The organism is Slackia sp. (genome assembly GCF_977041755.1).
The window spans coordinates 1-23,927 of the sequence record NZ_CDRRGL010000016.1; the positions used below are offsets into that span (position 1 = coordinate 1).

Here is a 23,927-nt window from a genome sequence, read left to right on the forward strand (position 1 = left end):
AGTCGTCCCAGTCGCGGCCCCGGAAGAATTCATCCTTCATGTGTCCGAACAGCCCCTCGGTGCAGGCGTTGTCCAGGCAGTTTCCCTTGCGCGACATGCTCTGCACGAAGCCCGCGCCGCGCAGCCTTTCCACGTACCTGGCGCTCTGGTATTGCCAGCCCATGTCGGACTGCATCACCGGATGCGCGCCGGCGGGCACCAGCGGGACGAGCATGTCGAGCATCTCGTCCTGCTGCGCCATGTTCGGCGACTCGGATATCGACCAGGCGGCGATTTCCCCGCTGCCGAAGTCGTAGGCCGGCGCGAGGTATGCCTTGCCGAACGAGCACTTGAACTCGGTGACGTCGGTGCCCATCTTCTGCCACGGGCCGTCGGCGGCGAAGTCGCGGCCGATCACGTTCTCGAAGGTCTCGCCGACCACCCCCTTGTACGAGTTGTACCTGTGGTAGTCGGTCTCTCGCCGTATGCCGCAGCGCAGGCCCATCTCGCCCATCATCTTGAGCACGGTCTTGTCAGCGACGACGGCGCCGCGCTCGGCGCGCAGGCACATCGCGATCTGGCGGTGCCCGCACCCGTTGGGCGTGCGGGAGAATATCTCCCTGGCGGCGTCCCACAGCTCGGGCCTGGTGGGATTCTTCGGATGCGCCAGCGCGTAGTAGTAGGTCGAGCGCGCCAGCCCGGCGCATTCCAGCAGGTCGGAAAGCGCGAATCGCCCCGAAAGCTCGCTCACGGCCTCGGCCCGCGCCCGGGCAGCAAGCCCAGCTCCGCCTTCAGGGCTATCGATTTTTTTAGGTACGCCACCTGGGCCTCGAGCCTTCTCACCTCGCGCTCGAGCTGCTGCTCGCGCGTCGCCGGGGCGGCTTCGGCCCCCTTCGGCCTGCCCTTGGGCTTGGGCCTGAGCGCCTCGGCCCCGCATTCGCGGTACTTGCGGCACCAGGAGTCCAGCGGCGATTTCGACGCTATCCCGAATTCCCTCATGACCTCGGGCTTCGCCCGCCCTGAATCGACCACGGCGCTCGCCGCGGCCACCTTGGTCTCCCAGTCGTATGACCTCGCCTTTCCCATATCAAGCAGGACCTCCCGTCCGACGGCGCGAAACGTCTCGTGCCATTTTCTCACGGCGCAAGACGGGATTCCAAGCGCGCAGGCAACGGCATCGCGGCCGAGCCCCCTCTCGAACATGTCGGCGGCAGCAGACCTGACGCCTTGACCGTATACGGTCATAAGAAAACCTCCCATTCCTCGGACTTTTATTTCCTTGTCCAAGAAATGGGAGGCAGTTCATAATTCCAGCGGCGCTTTCTTCGTTAGATGGTATCGAGGGCTTGGGCGACGTCGGCAATCAAATCGTCGGTCGCTTCAAGGCCGCAGCTCAAACGCACCATATCGGGGCTGATGCCGCACGCCTCGAGCTCGGCATCGTTCATTTGGCGATGCGTGGCATTGGCGGGATGCAGACAGCACGTGCGGGCGTCGGCCACGTGGGTGGCGATTTGCGCGAGCTTCAGGCTCTTCATGAACTGTTCGGCCGCCGCGCGTCCGCCGGTGAAGCCGAAGCTTACCACGCCGCAGGTGCCATTCGGCATGTATTTCTTCGCCAGGTCGTAATACTTGTCGCCTTCGAGGCCCGGGTAGCTTACGAAGCGGATCTTTGGATGGCTCTTCAAGAATTCCGCCATGGCCAGGCCGTTCTTGCAATGCTGGGGCATGCGTACATGCAGGCTTTCCAGCGAGCTGTTCAGGAAGAACGCCGCTTGCGGGTTCTGCATGGGGCCCAGGTCGCGCATCAGTTGAGCGGTGGCTTTCGTGATGAATGCGCCCTCGAGGCCGAACTTTTCCGCATATGTTACGCCGTGGTAGCTTTCGTCGGGCGTTGTAAGGCCGGGGAATTTATCGGCATGCGCCATCCAGTCGAATTTGCCGGCGTCAACAATTGCGCCGCCAAGATAGGCTGCGTGGCCGTCCATGTATTTGGTGGTGGAGTGCGTCACGATGTCGGCGCCCCATTCGATGGGACGGCAATTCACAGGCGTGGGGAAGGTATTGTCGACCATGAGCGGCACGCCATGTGCATGCGCGGCGTTTGCGAATCGCTCGATGTCGAGTACGGCGAGCGCGGGGTTGGCGATCGTTTCGCCGAACACGAGCTTGGTGTTGGGCTGGAAGGCCGCCTCGAGCTCCTCGTCGGTGCAGTCAGGGGCAACGAACGTGCAGCTCAGGCCCATGCGGCCCATGGTGTGGGCAAGCAGGTTATACGTGCCGCCGTAAATGGCCGAGCTCGCCACCACGTGGTCGCCCATGCCGGCGACATTGAAGATGGCCAAGAAGTTTGCCGCCATGCCAGAGCTTGTGAGCATGGCTGCCGTGCCACCCTCCATTTCGGCGATTTTTGCGGCAACGAGGTCGCATGTGGGGTTTTGCAGGCGGCTGTAGAAATAGCCCGACTCTTCTAGGTCGAAGAGTTTGCCCATGTGCTCCGAGGTGTCATATTTCCAGGTGGTCGACTGGTAAATGGGGATCTGGCGCGGTTCGGCGTCGCCGGGATGGTAACCGCCTTGCACGCATGTAGTACCGAGTTCGGTCATAGCGTTGCCTCCTTCAGGTGTGCCGCCCTTCGACGGCGCATTGTATGGTGCGAAAAAGTATAAACCCCAATACGCTTAGGTATTAAGTGTTTCTATCGGGTGACGAAAGAACGCATGAATCGCTTGGAAACCTGTGCGGACGTTGTCGGACCTGCGGCATCGCGAGTTCGTATGGGGCTTCTGTGGCAGCGACCGCCTTCCTTCTCTTATTTCTTGCCTATATGGTCGCTGCCGTTGCTATTTTCTTGCTCGTGATGCCGCTCTGCCTTATTTCCCTGGTTAACATAGCGCTACAATGACAGGCGGTTTAACGAGCGGCTCGTCCGCTTCCCTATATATGTTAGGAGCATGCCATGCCCATTCGAATTCCCGATGCCCTGCCGGCGACTTCTATTTTGGAGGGGGAGAATATCTTCGTCATGACGGAGCATCGCGCGATGCATCAGGATATTCGTCCGCTGCGCGTGCTGCTGCTCAACCTCATGCCCACCAAAATCGTCACCGAAACGCAGATTATGCGTAAACTGTCGAACACCCCGCTGCAAATTGAGGTCGACCTGCTTCGTATTGCGAGCCATAAGTCAAAAAATGTCTCAGCCGATCATCTTGAGACGTTTTATCGCACGTTTGACCAGGTGCGCGACCTTCGCTACGACGGCATGATCATTACAGGAGCCCCCGTTGAGACCCTCGACTTCGAGAGCGTTGATTACTGGCCCGAGCTCGTTGAGATCATGGACTGGAGCCTTACCAACGTTCACAGCGTGCTCCATGTGTGTTGGGGCGCGCAGGCTGCGCTGTACCATCACTACGGCGTGCCCAAGCACAACCTGTCCGAGAAGTGCTTTGGCGTTTTCGAAAATCGTCTGATTAAGCCTTCGTCTCCTCTGGTGCGCGGTTTTAACGATGTTTCCATGATGCCGCACTCGCGCAACTCCGAAACGCGCTATGAGGATATCGTCGCCAACCAGAAGCTCGAAGTTATCTCTTATTCCGACGAATGCGGCGTCTCGATTGCCAAGAGTACTGATTCCAAGCACTTCTTTGTGTTCGGCCACCCCGAATACGATCGCGATACCCTCAAGCTTGAGTACGATCGCGACGTTGCCAAGGGTATCGATATCAAGGTTCCGAAGAACTACTACCCCAACGACGACCCCTCGCAAGATCCCATTGTGAGTTGGCGTGCTGAGGGCCAGCTTATTTACACGAATTGGCTGAACTACTATGTGTATCAGACTACGCCTTACGACTTGGGCACGTTGTAATGTTTGAGGCGGCCGGGGGCTGGAGTGCTCTCGGCCGCTTTGCGTAAACGAAACCCGCGAAAAGTGACAAAAGTTGCGAATTCGGGGGCATCGTCTACCTCGTTGGCCGACTGGGGACCCATAAATGCAATGTATCTATGGCATTTTAGAGCCGTGGGAGCCAATTTTGGGTATTCCAAAGGGCCTATAGGGCCGAAATCGATGCCAGAGTGCTATTTGACGCCCCCGGATTCGCAACTTTTGTCACTTTTTGGCTCATTCGTTTACGCTGACGCGATTGAAGGGTTGTTTGATGGTTGTTGAAACTGAAATTCCGGTGCGCTATGCCGAGACCGATGCCATGGGCGTGGTGTATCACGCGAATTACCTGCTGTATTTCGAGGTTGCTCGCACCGACTTTCTTGAGAAAATCGGGTATCCCTATGCGCGCATTGAGTCTGAAGGGCTCATGTCTCCTGTGGTTGACGTACATTTGAAGTATGGATCGCCGCTTCGCTACGGCGACACAGCTTTCGTTCGCACGAAAGTGACGAAAGTGACTCCCGTTAAAACCACGTATACCTGTGAGGTTTATCGCAAAGGGCAAGACGTTGAGCACGAAAAGCCCTGCGTGGTCGGGGAAACGGTGCTTACGCTCGTTGATAAGCAAACGTTCAAGCCGGTGAGCCAAAAACGTGAGCTTCCAAGTTTGTATGAAATGTATCAACAGGTGCTTGAGCCTTCGGAATAGTCAAAAACAATCGGCCCTACGGGGCCGATTTTGTTTTATTCTCTACCGAGGACATTCGATATGGAATAAGGAGCCGGTCGTCGCCTTGGGCGGCGAAGACCTTTCCTCGAAGCTGCTGCCGCCTGCGTGGTGGCAAGCTTCTCGAATTTGGAAGAGGCGAACATGAGGGATCATTCCAGCCATATTGAGCTTACGCGCGAAGAGGCCGTACGCCGAATGCTTGAGGCAAGCGGGTTTGCAGACGTTGTGGGCAATCCGGGGGAGTCGTCTTTGCGCGTCGAGCGGATTGCGGTTGCCGATGCGGCGGGCCGCGTGCTCGCGCGCGATGTCGAGGCGCAGTTCGACGCTCCGAACGCCCTTACCTGCGCGCTTGACTCCATTGCGGTACGATACGACGATTTCGAGGACGGGAAAATACCCGATACGTCCGCTTGGACGCGTGGCGTGAACTGGGATTTCGCCAATACGGGAGTCGCTATGCCCGAGGGGTTTGATACGGCGATTGTCATTGAGCACGTAAAGGTGTCTCCAGATGAACAGCATGTTGAAATTGATGCGGCGCCCTCGAAGCGTTTCGCGGGCACCCGTCCCGCGGGGTCGCGCATGCATGCGGGCGATGTTTTGGCCCATGCCGGCGAGCAAATCACGCCCGAGGTGGCAGCTCGCATTGCGGGTGGCAACGTCGTGAGCGTGCCCGTTCTTGCGAAACCGCGCGTGGCGTTTATCCCTACGGGCGACGAGCTTCAAATTCCTGGCAGCGCATTTGTCGCACGGGGCAAAAACATCGAGACGAATTCCCTTGTTGTAAAAATGAAAACCGAGGCATGGGGCGGCGAATTCGTGCCGATGCAGGTTGTGTCCGATAGTCCCTCGGCTATCGAGGCTGCGATTCGCGAAGCGTGCGCCGTGGCCGATATCGTCGTGCTCAACGCGGGCTCGTCGAAAGGGTCGGGCGACTGGGCGTGCGAGGTTATGGAGAGCATCGGCACAATGATATGCCACCAAACCAACCATGGCCCTGGACACCATAGCTCCTACGCCATGGTCGATGGCGTGCCTATCGTGGGTATATCGGGCCCGTCGGCGGGCGCAGCCGTTACGCTCGGCTTCTATTTGCGGCCGCTTATTCGCGCGGCGCTTTCGCTCAATCCGGCTCCCATCACCGTGAAGGCGACGCTTGTAGAAGAAATGCCCGCCCCTCGCCGCGGCGGCGCTGCCGATATCCAATCCGAGAAAGAAAAGAAGCCTGCTGGGGAAGACCGCCCCCTAGAGGCCACGGGTCCGACCGACGTGTTCTTCGGGCTCAAGCCCATGAGCTTGTCGGTTTCTGCCGAGGGTCGGCTGGAAGTGCGCCCGGTGCGTGGCCATTGGGGCACGCCTGCGGCAAATGCCGCGAATGCCCTGTTCATGATGCCGTCGGGAGGCGGAGCGGCGCCTGTGCAGGTTGGCGATCTTCTTGAGGTTGAGATCATCGGTCCGGTGTATTAGCGCCTTTGCGTGCTATCATCGATGGGTTACACGAAAAGAAAGGACCCATCGGTGGCGTTTCTTATGGGGTGCGAAGGCGCCCATCTCGAATTTCCCGCAAAGCTTGTGCTCGACGACGTAACGCTCGGCGTGCATGAAGGCGATCGCATCGGCATTGTCGGAAAGAACGGTGATGGAAAATCGACGCTGCTTGGCGTGCTCGCCGGGCAAATCGAGCTTGAGGGCGGGCTTGTGCGCCGCACGCGCGGGCTCACCGTCGGCGTGCTCGGTCAAACCGATTCGCTTTCCGACGACGCAACGGTGGGCTATTCGGTGGTGGGTGACGCGCCCGAGTACGAGTGGGCGAGCGACCCTCGCATTCGTGAGATTATCTCTGAGCTCATCGCCGACATCGATTGGAACGCGAAGATCGGAACGCTTTCGGGCGGCCAGCGACGAAGGGTCGATCTTACGCGTCTGCTTATCGGCGATTACGACGTCATCATGATGGACGAGCCCACCAACCACTTGGACATTCGCGCCATTGCGTGGCTTGCGCGGCATCTCAATAGCCGCTGGCAGCGTAATTCCGGCGCGCTTTTGTGCGTCACGCACGATCGCTGGTTCCTCGACGAGGTATGCACGGGCATGTGGGAAGTGCACGATGGCAAAGTCGAGCCGTTCGAGGGCGGCTATTCCGCCTATGTGCTGCAGCGCGTTGAGCGCGAGCGCATCGAGCGTGTGACTGAGGAGCGCCGCCAAAACCTCATGCGCAAAGAGCTTGCGTGGCTTTCGCGCGGCGCCCGAGCCCGTTCAACCAAGCCGAAATTTCACGTGGCGCTCGCCGAGGAGCTTATCGCTGGCGAGCCTCCTGTGCGCAATACTCTCGAGTTGCGCGCTATGGCCATGCAGCGTTTGGGCAAGCAGGTGGTTGAATTCACGAACGTCACCGAGAAATTCGGCGACAAAACGGTACTCGACCATATCGACTGGCACGTGGGGCCGGGCGACCGCTACGGCATTCTGGGCGAAAACGGCGCCGGCAAAACCACGCTGCTTTCGGTGCTCGACGGCTCGTTGCGTCCGAGCTCGGGCTTTGTGAAAATCGGCAAAACCGTGAAGTTCGCTGTGCTCTCCCAGCGCCTTGATGAACTGAACGAGCTGGGAAAATATCGCGTGACCGAGGTGCTCTCGCGCCACAAGAGCCGCATTGTGGTCGATGGAAAGGAAACCACGCCCGCCAAGCTGCTCGAACGTCTCGGCTTTTCGTCGAAGCACTTGTATACGCGTATCGAAGATTTGTCGGGCGGTCAAAAGCGCCGTTTGCAGCTGCTGCTCATTCTTCTGGAAGAACCTAATGTGCTCATTCTCGACGAGCCGGGCAACGACCTTGACACCGATATGCTTGCCGTATTGGAGGATTTGCTCGATACATGGGCGGGCACGCTCGTCATGGTGACGCATGATCGCTATTTGATGGAGCGCGTGACCGACGACCAGTTCGCGCTGATAGACGGCCACTTGCGCCATTGCCCGCGCGGCGTGGACGAATACCTCGAGCTTCTCGATGAGCGCGATGCTGTGCGCTCGGGCGGTCGCTCGTTTGCCGAAATTGCTGGTCAGGTTAGCAAGGAGGCGCCCGCGACTGCGACGGGTGCCGATGAAGCCCCGAAATATTCGAACCAGGAGCTTCGCGAGATGAAGAAGCGCCTGGCGAGCATCAACCGCAAAATGGGTACCGCGGGCGATAAGGTGAAGGCGAAAGAGGCCGAGATGGCTGCCGCCGACCCGACCGACTTTGTGCGCCTAGGCGAACTGCAGGCCGAACTCAATGACTTGAAGGCGAAAAAAGAAGCTATGGAAGACGAGTGGCTTGAGCTCGCCGAAGCGCTGGGCGTGGAGTAGGCGAAAACGCGATAAGGACAGGCCTCTGCCGTGCCGCTTCATGTTCTATGAGATTGGCTCGAAAGGGGTTTCGCTCAAGGCCGGTTTTTTAAAACATCGCGTCGATGGGGTCGCTGACTTCGACCCGTTCTTGGCCTCGGCACAGCTCGGTGATTTTGTCGAGCAGGGGTTGCTGGGTGCCGTCGAGCATGCGCAGCTTGAGCGTGACCGCTTCGGCATATTGCGTATCGAGCACTTTTGCGCCGCAGTCAGAGGCGATGCGGGACATTTGGTCGTAGAGCGGGTATTCAATGCGTACGGAAATATCGACGCAGCTCGACACCACGACTTTCGTTGCGGCTTCGATGCCCGCCTGCGTGGCGCCCGTGTAGGCGCGCACAAGCCCGCCCGTGCCCAGGAGCACGCCGCCGAAATAGCGAGTGACCACGCAAATCACATCGGTGAGCCCCGCATGTTGCAGCGCTTCAAGCGTTGGCATGCCGGCGGTTTTCTGTGGCTCGCCGTCGTCTGAGTAGCGCACACGGCCAGCTGCGCCTGCGCCACCCTCGCGCAGCACGTAAGCGTACACATTGTGGCGCGCCATGCGGTTGGCGACGCGAATTTCGTCAAGGAACGCGAGCGCTTCTTCTTCAGTCTCGACGTGTGCGAGGCTTGCGATGAAGCGGCTCTTCTTCTCTTCGATTTCTGCGACGGCACGTCCGTCAATGGTGGTGTAAGAATTCATGCCTGCAACTATACCATGGTGGAGCGACCCTTGCCGTTTTTGCCAGGGAAAGTCGTGGTACCATAGCAAAGTTCGAGATAGGGTCGCGATGCTTCCAGCGCGCGACTCGCTGATAAATCGTTTTTATTAATCGTGAATAGAAAGGGCCCATTATGGCCAACGAAGGAAGCTACGAAGCGGCATCGAAGCGCAGTGACGAAATTGCAGCCGATCTCGAGGTCCATCCCGAGAAATACACCATGCTCACGGGCGACCGCCCCACGGGCCGCCTGCATTTGGGCCACTATTTCGGCACGCTGAAAGGCCGTGTCGAGCTGCAGGAAAAAGGCTGCCGCACCAATGTGCTCATTGCCGACTACCAGGTTATTACCGACCGCGACACTACCGAGCATATTCAGGACAACGTGTACAACATGGTTATGGATTACTTGGCGTGCGGCCTCGATCCGAACAAGACCATGATTTACTGCCACTCCGCAGTGCCTGCGTGCAACCAGCTCATGCTGCCTTTCCTCTCGCTTGTGAGCGAGGCCGAGCTGCAGCGCAACCCCACAGTGAAGGCCGAGATGGAGGCGTCGGGCCACGAGCTCACGGGCCTTCTGCTCACCTATCCCGTCCATCAGGCATGCGACATTCTGTTCTGCAAGGGCAATGTGGTGCCGGTCGGTCGCGACCAGCTGCCCCACATCGAGCTCACGCGCACCATTGCCCGTCGTTTCAACAACCGCTATGGCAAGGTGTTCCCCGAGGTCGACGCACTGCTCTCTGACGTGCCGCTGCTTCCAGGCCTCGACGGTCGCAAGATGTCGAAGAGCTACGGCAATGCCATTTCCATTTCCATGACGGCCGAAGAAACCGCCAAGCGCATCAAGAAGAGCCAGACCGACTCCGAGCGCATGATCACGTTCGACCCCGAGAATCGTCCTGGCGTGTCGGGCCTGCTTTCTACGGCGGCGATTTGCACTGGTCGCGATGCTGCGGAAATCGCCGAGGAAATCGGCATGGGCGGTTCGGGCCAGCTGAAGAAATACACGACTGAGGCCGTGAATAACTACTTCGAGCCCATTCGCGAGCGCCGTCACCAGTTCGAGGCCGATCTCGATTACGTGAAAGACGTGCTGCATGAGGGCAATCGTCGTGCAAACGAAGTTGCCGAGAAAACGCTTGGTGAAGTGCAAGAAGCCATGGGCATGGTGTACTAGGCGAAAAAGCGCCCCGTGTTCACGGCGAAAATGATTGCGAAGCAAAGAAAGGAGCCGATTGGCTCCTTTCTTTTTGGGTTGTGGGCGCCATCCGCGCAGCGCGCGTGAATGCGGGTGACGCCGTTTGGCAGAAGCCGCATGTCTTGCTCGATTCGTTGTTTGACGCTTGTCATCCCGTGTTGTTGACAGGCGCTACCTGCATGCCGTGCGCCTTATGCGCTTGTAGCGCGGGTGAGAGAGGCGGCGAGCAAGCTTTGCTTTACAGCGTATCGGTATCGAGCCAAATGGTGAATGGGCCGTCATTGACGAGCTCGACTTGCATCATCGCGCCGAACGAACCTGTTTCCACGTGGCCCAAATCGCGCGCGACGAGGCTTGCGAAGTACTCGTAAAGGCGATTTGCTTCATCGGGTGCGCCTGCATCGGTAAACGACGGACGGTTGCCGCGCTTGCAGTTCGCGTAGAGCGTGAATTGGCTCACTACGAGCACTTCGCCGTGCACATCCGCAAGGCTTAGGTTGGTCTTGCCGTTCTCGTCCTCGAAAATGCGCATTTTCGAAATCTTGCTCCACAACTTGTCGGCTTGCGCTTCGGTATCTTCATGTCCGACGCCGAGCAGAATCAGGAATCCGTCGTTGATGGCGCCAATCGTTTCGCCCTCAACCGTCACGCTTGCGCGCGTGGCGCGCTGTACCAAAGCCCTCATGTCATGCTCCTATCGCGGAAAGCTCGCCACGTACACGCGCGGCGGCGATGGTTCGTATATGGTGGTGCAATAATACGGCATCGCGCCGGTGCATGCGGCCTTGTGGACGCGCGGGCACGGCAATGGCAGAACTGTCGTTGCGAGGCGAAGGGAAGTACGTTGGGGTTTCCACGGCGGCGAGGGTCGATTCGCTTGGATACCGATTCATTTAGAAGAAAGCAACGCGATTAGAAAGAAGATACGGTGGCGCTAACCACGATTTTGCTCGACAACGATGGCACGCTTGTCGATACCTACAACATGATTCTCGAAAGTTTCAAACACGCCACGCAAGAAGTACTGGGAAAGCAGTTTTCCGAGGCGGAATATATGGCGAAGGTTGGCCAGCCTCTCGCGACGCAAATGCTCGACTTCGCGCGCAATGCTGAAGAGCAGCAGCGCTTGCTGAAGGCATATCGTTCCCATAATGAAGCAACGCACGACCAGCTCATAAGGGCGTTTCCGGGAATTGTCGACGAATTGGCGGCTCTTCGTGCGGAGGGCTTCGAGATGGGCGTGGTGACCTCGAAAATGCATGCGCTCGCATGGCGTGGGCTTCAGGTGGTTGGGGCGGCTCCGTATCTCGGGTGCCTTATCGACGCCGACGATTGCGCGAAACATAAGCCCGATCCGGCGCCGATTCTGCTGGGCTGCGAGCGTATGGGCGCGCAGCCCGAGGAATGCGTCTATGTGGGCGATTCCCCGTTTGACATCGCGGCGGGCAATGCTGCCGGCTGCAAGACCCTTGCGGTTACGTGGGGCATGTTTCCCGAGGAAAAACTTGTGGTTGAGAACCCGACAGAAATTATTCACGAGGTGGCTGAATTTTCGGCGGCGATTCAAGCGCTTTCGAATTAAACGAAATTTTCTTGAACATACGCCTCGCTTTGTTATAATAGCCAAGCTGAACGGTCGACGGGACGTGGCGCAGTTTGGTAGCGCGCCTGCTTTGGGAGCAGGATGTCGCAGGTTCGAATCCTGTCGTCCCGACCATATGCGGGTGTGGTTCAATGGTAGAACTGAAGCCTTCCAAGCTTCTAACGCGGGTTCGATTCCCGTCACCCGCTCCATTAAAACGCCAGGTCAGAGCCTTATGTGCTCTGGCCTTTTTGTTTGTGCCCCAAAATGTGCGCCACGTGGGGACCAAATTGGGACCAAGCTCAGAAAGCTTTTCAATCGCTTCCGCCGATACCCCAATAGGGGTTCTGCATAACTCAGCTTTTCGGTTACGTCCCTTTTCGTTTAGTCCCTAGTCGATCGGTCGCAAGTCGGCAAAACCCACGTTGCGCTCTTCGGCGCGGCGTCGGCGCAAGCCGTCGATAACCACCGATCCCACATCGCCGATGGCTTCCTGGTCGGCTGGCGTAAGCTTGCTCCAAAGAAGTTCCTCTGCGAGCTCATTTGATTTTTCGCTGATAATGCGTTCCTGGAATTCCCCATCTTCGGTGGGCACGACAAAGACGGCCTTGCGATCGCGTTCGCTTCCCATGCGCTTCACCCAGCCGCGTTGCACGAGCCGGTCGACTGCGCGGGTCACGTTTGCCGTGGGCATTTCGAGCGATTCGCCGATATCGTTGACGCGCAGGGGTCGCGTCGCCTCGCCAAGACGCATCATCACTAGGCAGTCGGAAAGCGGCGCCCCGCAGGTCTCTTTCAGGCCGCGCTCGATAGCCAAGCGCACCAGCTCAATGGAAACGAGCGTGCGCGACGCCGGATATTTCTCAGCGAAATCGGGAGAGAGCGGCGGGTCAATGTCAGCGCCGGCGGCGATGGACGCCTCCAAAATCTTACGCCAGGCGGCATTATCGGTCGGGAACAGGTCGTAGAGCTCCTCGACGATTGCCGCATTCACGTGCGCCGCATGCTCGCCGCCGGCGGAGGTGGCACGAGCGCGGCGAAAGCGTTTGTCAGTTGCGCCGTTTGCGCGCAGGGCGAGCCCGCGTTCTTCAAGCGTGTTGATGGCCTGGGTAACGACATTGGGCTTCAAATCGAGCAGCGCGCTCACGTCTTTCTGCGGCAGGCCGGCAGTTCCCGCCGTGAGCAGTTTCACGAGCACGCGATACTGCGTGATATTGAGCTCGCTCGCCTTTTTCAGCGCGGCGTCGAGCGCCTCGTGGGTGAGTTTGAACGCCACAAAGAACGTCGAATCGAATTTCGGGCGAAGCATGGATCCTTCTTTCGATGCATTAGTTCGTGAGTGCAACTGATTATTTCATAGGTGAACTATACCGCACGAAAGCGCTTCGATGGATATCGGTTGGCAACAAGAAGTTAACATCGCGGATTCGCCGATCGAAACCGGCGCTAAGGCGCCTGGGCCCGTTTTGGCGCGGCCCCAATATCTTGTACATGTGGGGAAGAAATGCGTCAATCGCCCTCTGCGACAAAGGCTGAAACCGGCTATCGTTCGACCTTCCGCTTTCGCGTTGCTTCGAGCGTGGGTGCCTCGTTGCCGCGTGCTGTGCCTGCTCTTTTTGGCCGTATGCGACCCCACCTGCGGCTTTGCTTTGCCTCGCTTTTACTCGCGTCTCCCACGCACGTTGCGCTCTCAATTTCAAGGCCAATCGCCGAATTCGAGCATGTTTTTTCGTTTGCGAGCGGTTTCATTCGAGCCGACCTGCACAAACACGATACTGTGCAGAGTTCAAATAACAATCACAAGATATTGTGGTCTGTTTGAGCTATTATAGAGACATCGAAACCTGGGTTTTCGCAAGGGAAAACCCAGGCGATGTTGTCTTTAGAGCGGGACGAAGGTTCCGATAGCGTGCGTATACGGGGTGTCCATGCGCGCGATTTAACGAAGTGGCACATGACGGCGAATTGATTGGGGAATGCGATGAAAATCATCAAGCGCAGCGGTTCGGAAGTAACGTTCGACATCCAGAAAATCGTGAACGCGATTACCGCGGCCAACAACGACGCTGCGCCCCACGAGCGCCTTACCGAAGATCAAATTGCCCTCGCTGCCCACAGCGTTGAATGGCTGTGCGGCCGCGCCGGCCATACCGTGTCGGTCGAGGAAATCCAAGACATGGTCGAGAACCAAATCATGGCGCTTGGCCGTTTCGAGGTAGCGCGCAAGTACATCATCTATCGCTACATTCAAACGCTCAAGCGCACGTCGAACACGACCGACGACAAAATCCTGTCGCTCATCGAGTGCAACAACGAAGAAGTGAAGCAGGAAAACTCGAACAAGAACCCCACGGTGAATTCCGTGCAGCGCGACTACATGGCCGGCGAGGTTTCCAAAGACATCACTATGCGCCTGTTGCTGCCTGCTGAAGTCGTGGCCGCCCACAACGAAGGCATTATCCACTTCCACGATTCCGACTACTTCGCGCAGCACATGCACAATTGCGACCTCGTGAACCTGGAAGACATGCTGCAGAACGGCACCGTCATTTCCGGCACGCTTATCGAGCGCCCGCATAGCTTCTCTACGGCATGCAACATCGCCACCCAGATTATTGCCCAGGTCGCGAGCTGCCAGTATGGCGGCCAGTCCATCTCGCTTACGCATCTTGCGCCGTTCGTCGAGGTGAGCCGCCAGAAGATTCGCCGCCAGGTGCTCGATGAAATCAACACGCTGGGCCTTGAGACCTCGTCCGAGAAAATCAACGAAGTGGTCGAAGCTCGCCTGCGCGACGAGATTCGCCGCGGTGTGCAAACGATTCAGTACCAGGTCGTTACGCTCATGACTACCAACGGCCAGGCTCCGTTCGTCACGGTGTTCATGTACCTCAACGAGGCGCGCACTCCCGAAGAGAAGCGCGACTTGGCCATGATTATCGAAGAAGTGCTTCGTCAGCGCTACGAGGGTGTGAAGAACGAGGCGGGCGTCTGGATTACCCCGGCGTTCCCGAAGCTCATCTATGTGCTCGAGGAAGACAACATCACCGAGGACGCTCCGTATTTCTATCTTACGCAGCTGGCCGCGAAGTGCACGGCCAAGCGCATGGTGCCCGACTACATTTCCGAGAAGAAGATGCGCGAGCTGAAGCTTTCCAAGGGCGAGACCGAGGGCAACGGTGATTGCTATACCTGCATGGGCTGCCGCAGCTTCCTTACGCCCGACCGTTCGGGTAACGGCTACGACAATGTGGCCAACGCGGGCAACTACGAGCCGGGCAAGCCGAAGTACTACGGCCGCTTCAACCAGGGCGTCGTCACCATCAATTTGGTCGATGTTGCGTGCTCCTCGCAGGGCGACGAGAAGAAGTTCTGGGAAATCTTCGACGAGCGCCTGGAACTGTGCCACAAAGCCCTTATGTGCCGCCACAACCGCCTGAAGGGCACTCTCTCCGATGCGGCGCCTATTTTGTGGCAGTATGGCGCATTGGCTCGTCTGCCCAAGGGCGAGCCCATCGACAAGCTACTCTACGGCGGTTATTCCACCATTTCGCTGGGATACGCGGGTCTGTATGAGTGCGTGAAATACATGACCGGCCACAGCCACACCGAGGCGGAAGGCACTCCCTTCGCGCTCGAGGTCATGCAGCACATGAACGACAAGTGCACCGAGTGGAAAGAGGCGAGCAACATCGACTTCTCGCTGTACGGCACGCCGCTCGAATCCACGACGTACAAGTTCGCGAAATGCTTGCAGCGTCGTTTCGGCGTTATCGAGGGCATTACCGACAAGGGCTACATCACGAACAGCTACCACGTGCATGTGTCCGAGGAAATCGATGCGTTCGACAAGTTGAAGTTCGAGAGCCAGTTCCAGCGCTTGAGCCCTGGCGGAGCTATCAGCTACGTCGAGGTGCCCAACATGCAAGACAACCTGAAGGCCGTCATTCGCGTGATACAGTACATCTACGACAACATCATGTATGCCGAGCTGAATACCAAGAGCGATTACTGCCAGGTGTGCGGCTTTGATGGCGAAATCAAGATTGTTGAAGACGATGGCAAGCTCGTGTGGGAATGTCCGCATTGCGGCAACCGCGACCAGGAAAAGCTCAACGTTGCACGTCGCACCTGCGGCTATATTGGAACCCAGTTCTGGAACCAGGGCCGCACCGAAGAAATCCGCGATCGCGTGCTTCATCTGTAGCGTATCGCCGCTTGAATAAACGAAGGGCCAGCCTCGGGGCCGGCCCTTCTTGCGTATTGCGGGAAATAGGGAGTCGCTGCGAGGGCCGGCCAATCTCATATGAATCGGTCGGCACTCGCAGCGAAACGTGGCATTTATGCTGGGTTTTCGTGAATCATGATGTGCTTCACTTCTTCGAAGCCGGCCTCGACGGCATCATGCGCGGCTTCAGCAATTTCATGGGCCTCTATAAGCTTGAGCTGTCCATCGACGGCGATCTCGGCATCAATATACACGCGATTGCCGAACTTGCGCGTGCGCAGCGCATCGATGCGCACCACGCCCGGAACCTCCTCGATGCAATTCCCGATTTTGCGCTCGAATTCGTGGTCGCACGGCGTGTCGGTCATATTGTTTAGGGCATCTTTCATCACGTCGTATGCAACCTTCAAAATGATGACGCAAATCGCGAGGCTGGCAATGGTGTCGCCCGCGGCAAAGCCCAGCATGCTCGCGCCGATGCCCAAAAGCGCGCCGATCGACGAAATGGCGTCGGAGCGGTGGTGCCACGCGTCGGCCATAAAGGCGCTCGAATTCAGCATGCGTGCCCAATGGCGCGTATACCAGAACATGCCTTCCTTAACCACGATGGACAAGACGGCTGCCGCGAGCGCGACAATCGTTGGGGCGCTAGCGGAAACGTATGACCGGGTGGCAATGGTTTCGATGCTCGAATACCCAATGGCGAGACCTGTGCCAGCCAAAATAAGGCCCAGCATAAGCGACGCCACGCATTCGAAGCGCTCGTGGCCATAGGGGTGAGTCGCGTCGGCATCGCGCTCGGCCAGGCGCACGCCGATGAACGCGATTGCGGTGGCGAACACATCGGAAAGCGAATGGATGGCGTCGCTGATCATGGCCGTGGAATTGCCCATGATGCCTGCGATGAGCTTGATTGCCGAAAGTGCTACGTTTCCGCCTACGCCAACCGCGGCGACCTGTTTTGTGACGGCAGTTTTGTCGATGCTCGTTTGTCGCGACGAATCAGATTGCGTTGCTTGCGTCATGATGAACCTCCTGGTTGCGAACGTGTCGTTGCTCTTCGGGGGTCGTTTTCAATTGGGAGAAAAGAAAACGCGCCTGCGGGTCAGCTACTGTCCCGCAGGCGCGCGTGCGTCTGCTGCCAAATATGGCCCGGCTCCATGGCGATGCGCCACGGCCTGATCAGTTTGCGCTGTTGAGCTCGCCTCGTCGCTGCGCGATGGGCAATGCAGTGCAAAGAGCGCCTTTATTGTATGCGAGTGGCGGCTGGTTAGTCTCAAATAACTTGCAAATGTGACGAAAATGTGTCTGACCTGGAGATATGTGAATAGTTGAGCATATGTTCGTCACGGTTCAAGTATGGCCGTCTGTCGGTTTTCTGGTTCGGATGGAAGGTCCTTTGTTAAGGTATAGGAAAGGAAACGGCTGGGCGCGATGGCGCGCGCTCATGCGCTTCCGCTTCGGTCAAGTCCTGGCTCGCGCGAACAGCACATCAAGTGCTGTTCGGCTCGTGCGGAATCTATCGGAATCGCACGACCGCGCGCCATCGCGCGAGGGGGTTTCATGAACTACTCTGCCATCAAATATTTCGACATCGCGAATGGCGAAGGCGTTCGCACGTCGCTGTTCGTGTCAGGGTGCCGCAGGCATTGCCCGTATTGCTTCAACGGCGAGGCATGGCGCTTCGATGCGGGCGAGCCGTTTGATGAGGCGGTGCAGGCCAAAGTGATTGAAAGCCTGGGCGCGGTATTTTGCGACGGCCTCACGATTCTGGGCGGCGAACCCATGGAGCCTGAAAATCAGGAAGGTTTGGTCGAATTCGTTGAACGCGTGAAGCGCGAGGTTCCGAACAAAGCCATTTGGTGCTTTACGGGCGATACGCTCGACGAGCTTGAGCCTGGCGGCCCCCATTTCACCGAGTTCACCGATCGTTTGCTCGATTGCATCGACGTGTTGGTCGATGGGCCTTTCGAAAACGACTTGCACGACATTACGCTGCGCTTTCGCGGCTCGTCCAACCAGCGCGTCATCGATATGAACGCAACGCGCGAAGCGGCTCACGCGGCTGGCGTGAAGCCGTCGCAGGCAGTGGCGTTGTGGCAGGACGAAGAAGTTTACGCCACTCATTCCATGAAGCGCGACGATGTGCCTGAGTATTTTCAGCACGGTTAGTGCGTTTCGCCTTGATGTATAGTTTGCCGTTTGCGACCAACCTGTGTATGACGCGTTCTTTATGGGTGTTGTTGGCAAAGCAATCGACGGTACCGAGCGCTACAATGGCTCAGTTGCATATTCCGTGCGAGAAAGGGCATTCATGGCTGCTTACGATTTTGAAGGCCACATCACCGACATTCCCGATTATCCCGAGCCGGGTGTCATTTTCAAAGATATCACGACGCTTTTGAAGGAGCCAGAAGGTTTCAAGGCAACCATTGACGCTATCGCCGACCATTTCAAAGATGCAGGCATTACCAAGGTTGTGGGCGCCGAGGCCCGCGGCTTCATGATTGGCGCCCCTGTCGCGTACAGCCTGGGTGCCGGCTTCGTACCTGCTCGCAAGCCCGGCAAGTTGCCGCGTGAAGTGCGCAGCGAAAGCTATGAGCTTGAATACGGAACCGACAGCCTCGAAATCCATACCGACGCGCTCGACGAAAACGATGTGGTGCTTATCGTTGACGACCTGGTTGCCACGGGTGGCACGGCGGTGGCGCAGGCCCACCTCATCGAGCAGTTCGGTGCAAAGCTTGCGGGCATGGGATTCCTCATGGAGCTCGATTTCCTGAACCCCCGCGAGGCTATTGCCAAGGCGACCGATGCCGAGGTCTTCGCGCTCGTGCATGTGGATTAATTTCGCTGCCGTTTCTTAATGCGGTGCCTGAGCGCCTCGCTTTTTGTTCCGACGACCTGCAGCAAGCATGGAAACCCGTGGAGGTATTCTCGGAAGTTCCCATAAAAGTGTCGCATGGGTTACTATTAACCCCGTACAACTTATGACGTTCGCAAAGGCGAAAACGGGGGAGAAATGTTCGATAAACGCTTGCTTGCTATGGTGCCGGGCGCCGCAAAATATATACTCGCCAACGTGCTGTTCCAGTGGATAGCACTCGTGTGCAACATCGCGTTGTTCATCGTGATTGGTCTATTTTTGCAGGCCACGTTCGAGGGCGCGGCTGACGCTGCCATGGCGATTGGCGTGATGGCCGCTTCCGTTGCGGCGATCGCCGTGCGCATGGCGTGCCAAACGATGGCGCAGCGCATGGGGCAGCGCGCGGCCGCTAAGGCGAAATGCGCCATTCGCCAGCAGGTTTACGATAAGCTCGTCGCCCTTGGCCCTGCCTATAACGAAACCGTCGCAACGAGCGTTGCCGTGCAAGTGAGCGTCGAGGGCACCGAGCAGCTCGAGAGCTATTTCGGCCAGTATGTGCCCCAGCTGTTCTACGCCCTGATCGCACCCATTACGCTGTTCGTGGCGCTCGCGCCGCTGTCTCTTCCTGCCGCCGTGGCGCTGCTCGTATGCGTGCCGTTTATTCCGGCGTCCATTATGGCCGTGCAAAAAATCGCCCGCCGCATCATGCGCAATTATTGGGGCAGCTACTCCGATTTGGGCAGCATGTTCCTCGAGGCTATTCAGGGCCTCACCACATTGAAGATCTATTCGGCCGATGCGCAAAAGCATAAGGAAATGAACGAGGCTGCGGAAGGCTTCCGCAAAGCGACGATGCGCCTGCTTTCAATGCAGCTGAATTCGATTACCGTTATGGACCTGTTCGCGTTCGGTGGAGCGGCGATTGGCGTCATCGCTGTGCTGTGGCAATTCTCGGCTGGCGCGGCGACGTTCGCGGCTGCATTCTCCATCGTGTTCTTATCAAGCGAGTTCTTCATTCCTATGCGTACCCTGGGCTCGTTTTTCCATACGGCCATGAACGGCATGGCCGCCGCTGAGAAAATGTACGCGATTCTCGACGCGCCCTTGCCCGTCGACGGCACGCACGCGGTCGACCCGCGCAGTGCGAACGTCGCATGCCGTGGCGTGGGCTATTCCTACGATGGGCAGCGCCAGGTGCTCGAGGGCGTTGATTTTTCGGCGCCATGCGGCAGCTTTATTGGCGTAACGGGTGAAAGCGGATCGGGCAAGTCAACGCTCGCCGGCATTTTGTCTGGCGCGAACGCTCGTTATACGGGCGATATTCGCATCGGCGGCATCGATTTGCGTGACATTTCGGCCGAATCGTTGCGCGAGACTATTACGACAGTGCCGTTTTCGAGCTACGTGTTCAAGGGCACGCTGCGTTCGAACTTGCTGCTTGCCAAACCCAACGCGGCTGATAATGAACTTTGGGAGGCCCTCGAGAAATGCCGCCTCGCCGGTTTTGTGCGCGAGTCGGGCGGGCTCGATATGGAAATCGCTGCCGAAGGCGCGAATCTTTCGGGCGGCCAGCGTCAGCGGTTGGCGTTTGCGCGTGCCCTGTTGCACGATGCCCCCATCTACATCTTTGATGAAGCCACGAGCAATATCGATGCCGAAAGCGAGGCGGCCATTATTTCGGCCGCGCGCGAGCTGGCCGGCGCCCATACGGTCATCATGATTTCGCACCGGTTGTCGGCCCTTGAGCATGCTGATGAAATTTACGTGCTTGAACAGGGAAAACTTGCGCAGCATGGCACGCACGCGCAGCTTCTTGCGCAAGGCGGCGCATATGCGAAGCTTTGGGAAAAACAGTCCCAGCTTGAAGCCTTTGCGCATGGTGTCGCTCAGGAGGGCATCGAGGAATTCGATGCGTGCGAGGCCGATTCGCAGCTTCAGCCCGCGCAGCAGGATTCCCATCATGCGGGCGATGAGGCGGCTTCAAGGCCACCTCATCGCCCGAACTTCAGCATCATGGCGAGGCTTGTGGGCCTTACGCGCCCGCTTCTGCCCGTTATGGCGCTCGCGATTCTTTTGGGCGTGCTCGGTTTCGTTGCGGCGATTTTCCTTACGGTGTTTGCGGCGTATGGCCTGCTCGATGCTGCAGGCGTTTGGGCTGCGATTCCTGTGGGCGCGGCGTGCGTGGCGGTGGCGGTGTGCGGCGTGGTGCGCGGTCCGCTTCGCTACGGCGAGCAGCTGTGCAACCACTATCTCGCATTCAAGATTCTCGCGCTCGTGCGCGATAAGGTCTTCGGCAAAATGCGCACGCTCGCTCCGGCAAAGCTCGAGGGCCGCGACAAGGGCGATTTGGTTTCGCTCTTAACGAGCGACGTCGAACTGCTCGAGGTTTTCTATGCGCATACGCTTTCGCCTGCGGCCATCGCGCTTATCGTTTCGCTTGGCATGGTTGCGTTCGTTGCAACGCTTTCGCCGCTGCTGGCGCTCTATGTCGCATTCTCGTATGCGGTTGTGGGCATTGCGGTGCCGTGGGTTTCCTCGAAAGCGAGCGGTACGGGCGGGCGTGAAGTGCGTGACGCCATTGGCTCGATGAATGCCTTCGTGCTCGACAGCCTGCGCGGTTTGCGCGAAACCCTGCAGTTTGGTCGCGCGGCCGATCGCGCGCAGGAATTGTCGAATCGCATGGATAGTCTCATTCGTGTTGAGGCACGCCTGAAGGGGCGCACGGCGATCGCCATGGCGGCGACGGGCGCTGCGGTATTGGCGCTCGATATGGGCATGCTGCTCGCGTCAATGCACCTGGTGAATTACGGCATGCTCGATTTCGGATGCGCCGTTGTGGCGTGCGCGGCGCTCATGTCGTCGTTCGGGCCGGTTATCGCCGTGGCGAATTTGGGCTCCACGTTGCAGCAAACGCTCGCTTCGGGCGCACGCGTGCTCGATGTGCTCGATGAGTGTCCTCAAACCGAAGAAGTCGAAGGCGGCGTGGCGCTTGAGGGGTTTGAGGGCGCCGTTGCAAGCCATGTCGATTTCTCGTATGGAGATGCGAAGGTGCTCTCCGATATCGAATTGCATGTTGAGCCTGGCCAGGTCGTGCAAATTGCGGGACGTTCGGGCTCGGGCAAATCGACCTTGCTTAAGCTCTTCATGCGCTTCTGGGATGTCGATCGCGGTGCAATCGAGGTGTCGGGGCACGACGTTCGTTGCGTGAACACTGCGAGTTTGCGCGAGGTCGAGGGCTTCATGACGCAGGAGACGCATTTGTTTGCCGGAACGGTGCGCGATAATTTGGCGTTTGCGAAGCCTGGCGCACGTGACGACGAGATCATGGCGGCGTGCGAAAAGGCGTCGATCGCCAATTTCGTGCGCAGGCTTCCCGCTGGGCTCGATACACAGGTGGGCGAGCTGGGCGACGCCCTTTCGGGAGGCGAGCGCCAGCGATTGGGCCTTGCGCGCATGTTCTTGCACGATGCCCCGTTCGTTTTGCTCGATGAGCCTACGAGCAACCTCGACGCGCTCAACGAGGCTGCGGTGCTGCGCGCGCTTTCCGACAATCGTGCGGGCAAAACGGTGCTGCTCGTAAGCCATCGTCCAAGCGCCGCGGCCATCGCCGATGTGACGTATTCGGTCGAACACGGGCGTGTTTCGTAGGTCAAAGTAACCAATTGCTAACAAAACGGCTCGGTGGTATAAAAGTAACCTAACAGAAACTACTAGGAAGGTACTTTTATGCCTGATGAAGTTATGGATGCGGCTATGCGGGCGGGATGCGCATTGGACGAGGGCGCCTCGCATGCGAATGCGGGCTCGTCCTATTTGGTAACGCGCGGCCTTGTGAAAGGCTATGGCGAAGGCGCGGCGCGTATGGAAGTGCTGCGCGGCATTGACGTGGAAATCGCGCGCGGCGAGATTTGCGTGCTGCTCGGCCCCTCGGGTTCGGGCAAATCGACGTTTTTGAACCTTATCGGCGGTCTTGAAGCGGCTGATGGGGGCACTATCGAAGTGGGCGGCACCGCTATCACGAGTCTCGGCAAGAAGGCGCTTGGCGAATATCGCCGAAGCGAGCTTGGCTTCGTGTTCCAATTCTATAATCTGGTACCCGACCTCACGATTCGGGAGAATATCGAGGTCACGGCGCATCTTTCAAAAAACCCGCTTCCTATCGACGATCTTCTGAAATCACTGGGCCTCTACGAGCATCGCGCGAAATTTCCCCGGCAGGTTTCGGGCGGCCAGCAACAGCGTTGCGCCATCGGACGCGCGCTCGTGAAAAACCCTGGCTTGCTTTTGTGCGACGAGCCCACAGGCGCGCTCGACTACAAAACCTCGAAGGAAATCCTCGCCCTTATGGAGCAGGTAAATCGCGATTATGGCTGCACCGTCGTCATTGTGACCCACAATGACGCCATCTCCCACATGGCGAACCGCGTTTTGCGCCTTCGCGACGGTGTGCTTGTTGAAAACGAGACGAACGCCACTCCCGTGTCCGCCGCAGAGCTTGTTTGGTAGGCCGTCATGAGTCCCCTAATCAAACGACTTCCGCGCGAGCTTGTCCACAATATTGGAAAATACCTCGGCATATTTCTGCTCATGGCCGTGAGCATCGCGCTCACTTCGGGATTTCTGCTCGCCGCCCATTCCATTTCGGTCATCATCGACGATATGCCCGAAACCTACAGTATTGAAGACGGCCGCTTCACCACGGCGTTCGAGGCGACCGATGAGCAGCTCGATGCCGTGCGCGATGCTGCGTCCGATTCTGACGGCATTGAGCTGTACAAGAACTATTCCTTCGATGCGAGCTTCGAGAAAACGCAGGGCGATAACGCCCGCAACTGCACGGTGCGCACGTTCGAGCATCGCACGCAGGTCGATTTGGCCGCGTATGCGCAAGGTGGCGAGCCCCAGGCAGCAGACGAAATCGCCATTGATCGTGTGTTTGCAACGAACAACGATGTATCCATGGGCGACACGGTCGCGCTCAACGGCGTTGAGTTCCACGTGGTGGGCATTATGACGCTGGCCGACAACCAGGCTCTTTTCCAGAGCAATTCCGATTTCACGGTGAATACGCTTTCGTTTGGCGTGGCCGAAGTGTCGTCCGAGGGATTCAAGGCACTCGAGAATACGGGTTTTCTGCCGAGCTATACCTATTCATATCGCTTCGCCGACCGTGACCTTTCCGTGGCCGACCGCGTCGATATCGAAAAAGACATGGTGAGCGCGCTTTCTGACGCCCATGCGAACGTGACCGATTTGACCGATGTCGACTCAAACCAAGGCATTGGGTATGCCAAAGACGACGTGTCGGGCGACTCGGCGATGTGGACGACGCTGCTGTATATCATCATCGTG

The 23,927-nt window shown here is 58.2% G+C and carries 18 protein-coding genes, 2 tRNA genes, 1 pseudogene and 1 riboswitch; of the genes and pseudogenes, 14 read left to right on the plus strand and 7 right to left on the minus strand.

Annotated features, from left to right (window positions below; genetic code table 11):
* The 3 genes from ACWI8T_RS02585 to ACWI8T_RS02595 form a co-directional block, all read right to left on the minus strand.
* The coding region (locus ACWI8T_RS02585; RefSeq protein ID WP_449137844.1) for an IS3 family transposase at nucleotides 1-730 on the minus strand (730 nt) is incomplete at its 3' end.
* Entirely contained in the window at nucleotides 727-1,224 is a 498-nt protein-coding gene (locus tag ACWI8T_RS02590) for a helix-turn-helix domain-containing protein (protein ID WP_245910543.1), read from the minus strand. The genes ACWI8T_RS02585 and ACWI8T_RS02590, both read right to left, overlap by 4 nt.
* An 83-nt stretch (nucleotides 1,225-1,307) precedes the next feature.
* Nucleotides 1,308-2,585, minus strand: a complete 1,278-nt coding sequence (locus ACWI8T_RS02595; RefSeq protein WP_449137845.1) for an O-acetylhomoserine aminocarboxypropyltransferase/cysteine synthase family protein — start codon at nucleotides 2,583-2,585, stop codon at nucleotides 1,308-1,310.
* Nucleotides 2,586-2,938: 353 nt separating this feature from the next.
* Between ACWI8T_RS02595 and metA the strand changes: the two genes are divergently transcribed.
* From metA to ACWI8T_RS02615, 4 genes are all read left to right on the plus strand, one after another.
* Nucleotides 2,939-3,853 carry a homoserine O-acetyltransferase MetA gene (gene metA / locus ACWI8T_RS02600; RefSeq protein ID WP_114615123.1) on the plus strand — a complete coding sequence of 305 codons (915 nt, stop codon included), beginning with the start codon at nucleotides 2,939-2,941 and terminating at the stop codon, nucleotides 3,851-3,853.
* A 292-nt stretch (nucleotides 3,854-4,145) separates the two neighbouring features.
* Nucleotides 4,146-4,583 carry an acyl-CoA thioesterase gene (locus ACWI8T_RS02605; RefSeq protein ID WP_287538525.1) on the plus strand — a complete coding sequence of 146 codons (438 nt, stop codon included), beginning with the start codon at nucleotides 4,146-4,148 and terminating at the stop codon, nucleotides 4,581-4,583.
* Nucleotides 4,584-4,745: 162 nt separating this feature from the next.
* Complete coding sequence (locus ACWI8T_RS02610; protein ID WP_449137846.1) at nucleotides 4,746-6,071, plus strand: molybdopterin-binding protein; 1,326 nt, start codon at nucleotides 4,746-4,748, stop codon at nucleotides 6,069-6,071.
* 21 nt (nucleotides 6,072-6,092) lie between these two features.
* Nucleotides 6,093-7,955, plus strand: a complete 1,863-nt coding sequence (locus ACWI8T_RS02615) for an ABC-F family ATP-binding cassette domain-containing protein (protein WP_449137847.1) — start codon at nucleotides 6,093-6,095, stop codon at nucleotides 7,953-7,955.
* An 88-nt stretch (nucleotides 7,956-8,043) separates the two neighbouring features.
* Here ACWI8T_RS02615 and ACWI8T_RS02620 read toward each other — a convergent pair whose 3' ends face one another.
* Entirely contained in the window at nucleotides 8,044-8,679 is a 636-nt protein-coding gene (locus tag ACWI8T_RS02620) for an IMPACT family protein (protein ID WP_449137848.1), read from the minus strand.
* A gap of 152 nt (nucleotides 8,680-8,831) precedes the next feature.
* Here ACWI8T_RS02620 and trpS point away from each other — a divergent pair, with 152 nt between their 5' ends.
* Nucleotides 8,832-9,881 (plus strand): tryptophan--tRNA ligase, encoded by a 1,050-nt coding sequence (trpS, locus tag ACWI8T_RS02625; protein WP_123218939.1) that lies wholly within the window; start codon nucleotides 8,832-8,834, stop codon nucleotides 9,879-9,881.
* 259 nt (nucleotides 9,882-10,140) lie between these two features.
* Here trpS and dtd read toward each other — a convergent pair whose 3' ends face one another.
* Nucleotides 10,141-10,587 carry a D-aminoacyl-tRNA deacylase gene (dtd, locus tag ACWI8T_RS02630; protein ID WP_114615118.1) on the minus strand — a complete coding sequence of 149 codons (447 nt, stop codon included), beginning with the start codon at nucleotides 10,585-10,587 and terminating at the stop codon, nucleotides 10,141-10,143.
* Nucleotides 10,588-10,830: 243 nt separating this feature from the next.
* Between dtd and ACWI8T_RS02635 the strand changes: the two genes are divergently transcribed.
* From ACWI8T_RS02635 to ACWI8T_RS02645, 3 genes are all read left to right on the plus strand, one after another.
* Nucleotides 10,831-11,484, plus strand: a complete 654-nt coding sequence (locus ACWI8T_RS02635; protein WP_449137849.1) for an HAD family hydrolase — start codon at nucleotides 10,831-10,833, stop codon at nucleotides 11,482-11,484.
* Nucleotides 11,485-11,542: 58 nt separating this feature from the next.
* Nucleotides 11,543-11,619, plus strand: a tRNA-Pro gene (locus tag ACWI8T_RS02640).
* Nucleotides 11,620-11,622: 3 nt separating this feature from the next.
* A tRNA-Gly gene (locus ACWI8T_RS02645) sits at nucleotides 11,623-11,696 on the plus strand.
* 179 nt (nucleotides 11,697-11,875) lie between these two features.
* Here ACWI8T_RS02645 and ACWI8T_RS02650 read toward each other — a convergent pair.
* A complete protein-coding gene (locus tag ACWI8T_RS02650) occupies nucleotides 11,876-12,793 on the minus strand; it encodes a MarR family transcriptional regulator (RefSeq protein ID WP_114615116.1) in 918 nt (305 codons plus the stop codon).
* 672 nt (nucleotides 12,794-13,465) lie between these two features.
* On the opposite strand from ACWI8T_RS02650, the gene nrdD reads away from it, so the two are divergent.
* Nucleotides 13,466-15,688, plus strand: a complete 2,223-nt coding sequence (nrdD, locus tag ACWI8T_RS02655) for an anaerobic ribonucleoside-triphosphate reductase (protein ID WP_114615114.1) — start codon at nucleotides 13,466-13,468, stop codon at nucleotides 15,686-15,688.
* A gap of 134 nt (nucleotides 15,689-15,822) precedes the next feature.
* On the opposite strand, the gene ACWI8T_RS02660 is transcribed toward nrdD, so the two are convergent.
* The gene (locus ACWI8T_RS02660; RefSeq protein ID WP_449137850.1) at nucleotides 15,823-16,734 is read right to left on the minus strand and encodes a cation diffusion facilitator family transporter; all 912 of its coding nucleotides are present in this window, start codon (nucleotides 16,732-16,734) and stop codon (nucleotides 15,823-15,825) included.
* Between the two features lie 85 nt (nucleotides 16,735-16,819).
* Nucleotides 16,820-16,905: riboswitch (NiCo riboswitch) on the minus strand.
* 367 nt (nucleotides 16,906-17,272) lie between these two features.
* Here ACWI8T_RS02660 and nrdG point away from each other — a divergent pair.
* The 5 genes and pseudogenes from nrdG to ACWI8T_RS02685 all read left to right on the plus strand — a co-directional run.
* Nucleotides 17,273-17,881 carry an anaerobic ribonucleoside-triphosphate reductase activating protein gene (nrdG, locus tag ACWI8T_RS02665; RefSeq protein WP_302887003.1) on the plus strand — a complete coding sequence of 203 codons (609 nt, stop codon included), beginning with the start codon at nucleotides 17,273-17,275 and terminating at the stop codon, nucleotides 17,879-17,881.
* A gap of 142 nt (nucleotides 17,882-18,023) precedes the next feature.
* On the plus strand, nucleotides 18,024-18,557 hold the full coding sequence (locus ACWI8T_RS02670) for an adenine phosphoribosyltransferase (protein WP_302853161.1): 534 nt from the start codon (nucleotides 18,024-18,026) through the stop codon (nucleotides 18,555-18,557).
* 174 nt (nucleotides 18,558-18,731) lie between these two features.
* Nucleotides 18,732-22,223: a thiol reductant ABC exporter subunit CydC gene (cydC, locus tag ACWI8T_RS02675; RefSeq protein WP_449137851.1), complete on the plus strand. Its 3,492-nt coding sequence runs from the start codon at nucleotides 18,732-18,734 to the stop codon at nucleotides 22,221-22,223.
* A 78-nt stretch (nucleotides 22,224-22,301) separates the two neighbouring features.
* Nucleotides 22,302-23,081 (plus strand): ABC transporter ATP-binding protein, encoded by a 780-nt coding sequence (locus tag ACWI8T_RS02680; RefSeq protein WP_449137852.1) that lies wholly within the window; start codon nucleotides 22,302-22,304, stop codon nucleotides 23,079-23,081.
* Between the two features lie 6 nt (nucleotides 23,082-23,087).
* Nucleotides 23,088-23,927, plus strand: a pseudogene (locus ACWI8T_RS02685) (ABC transporter permease); the annotation flags it as partial.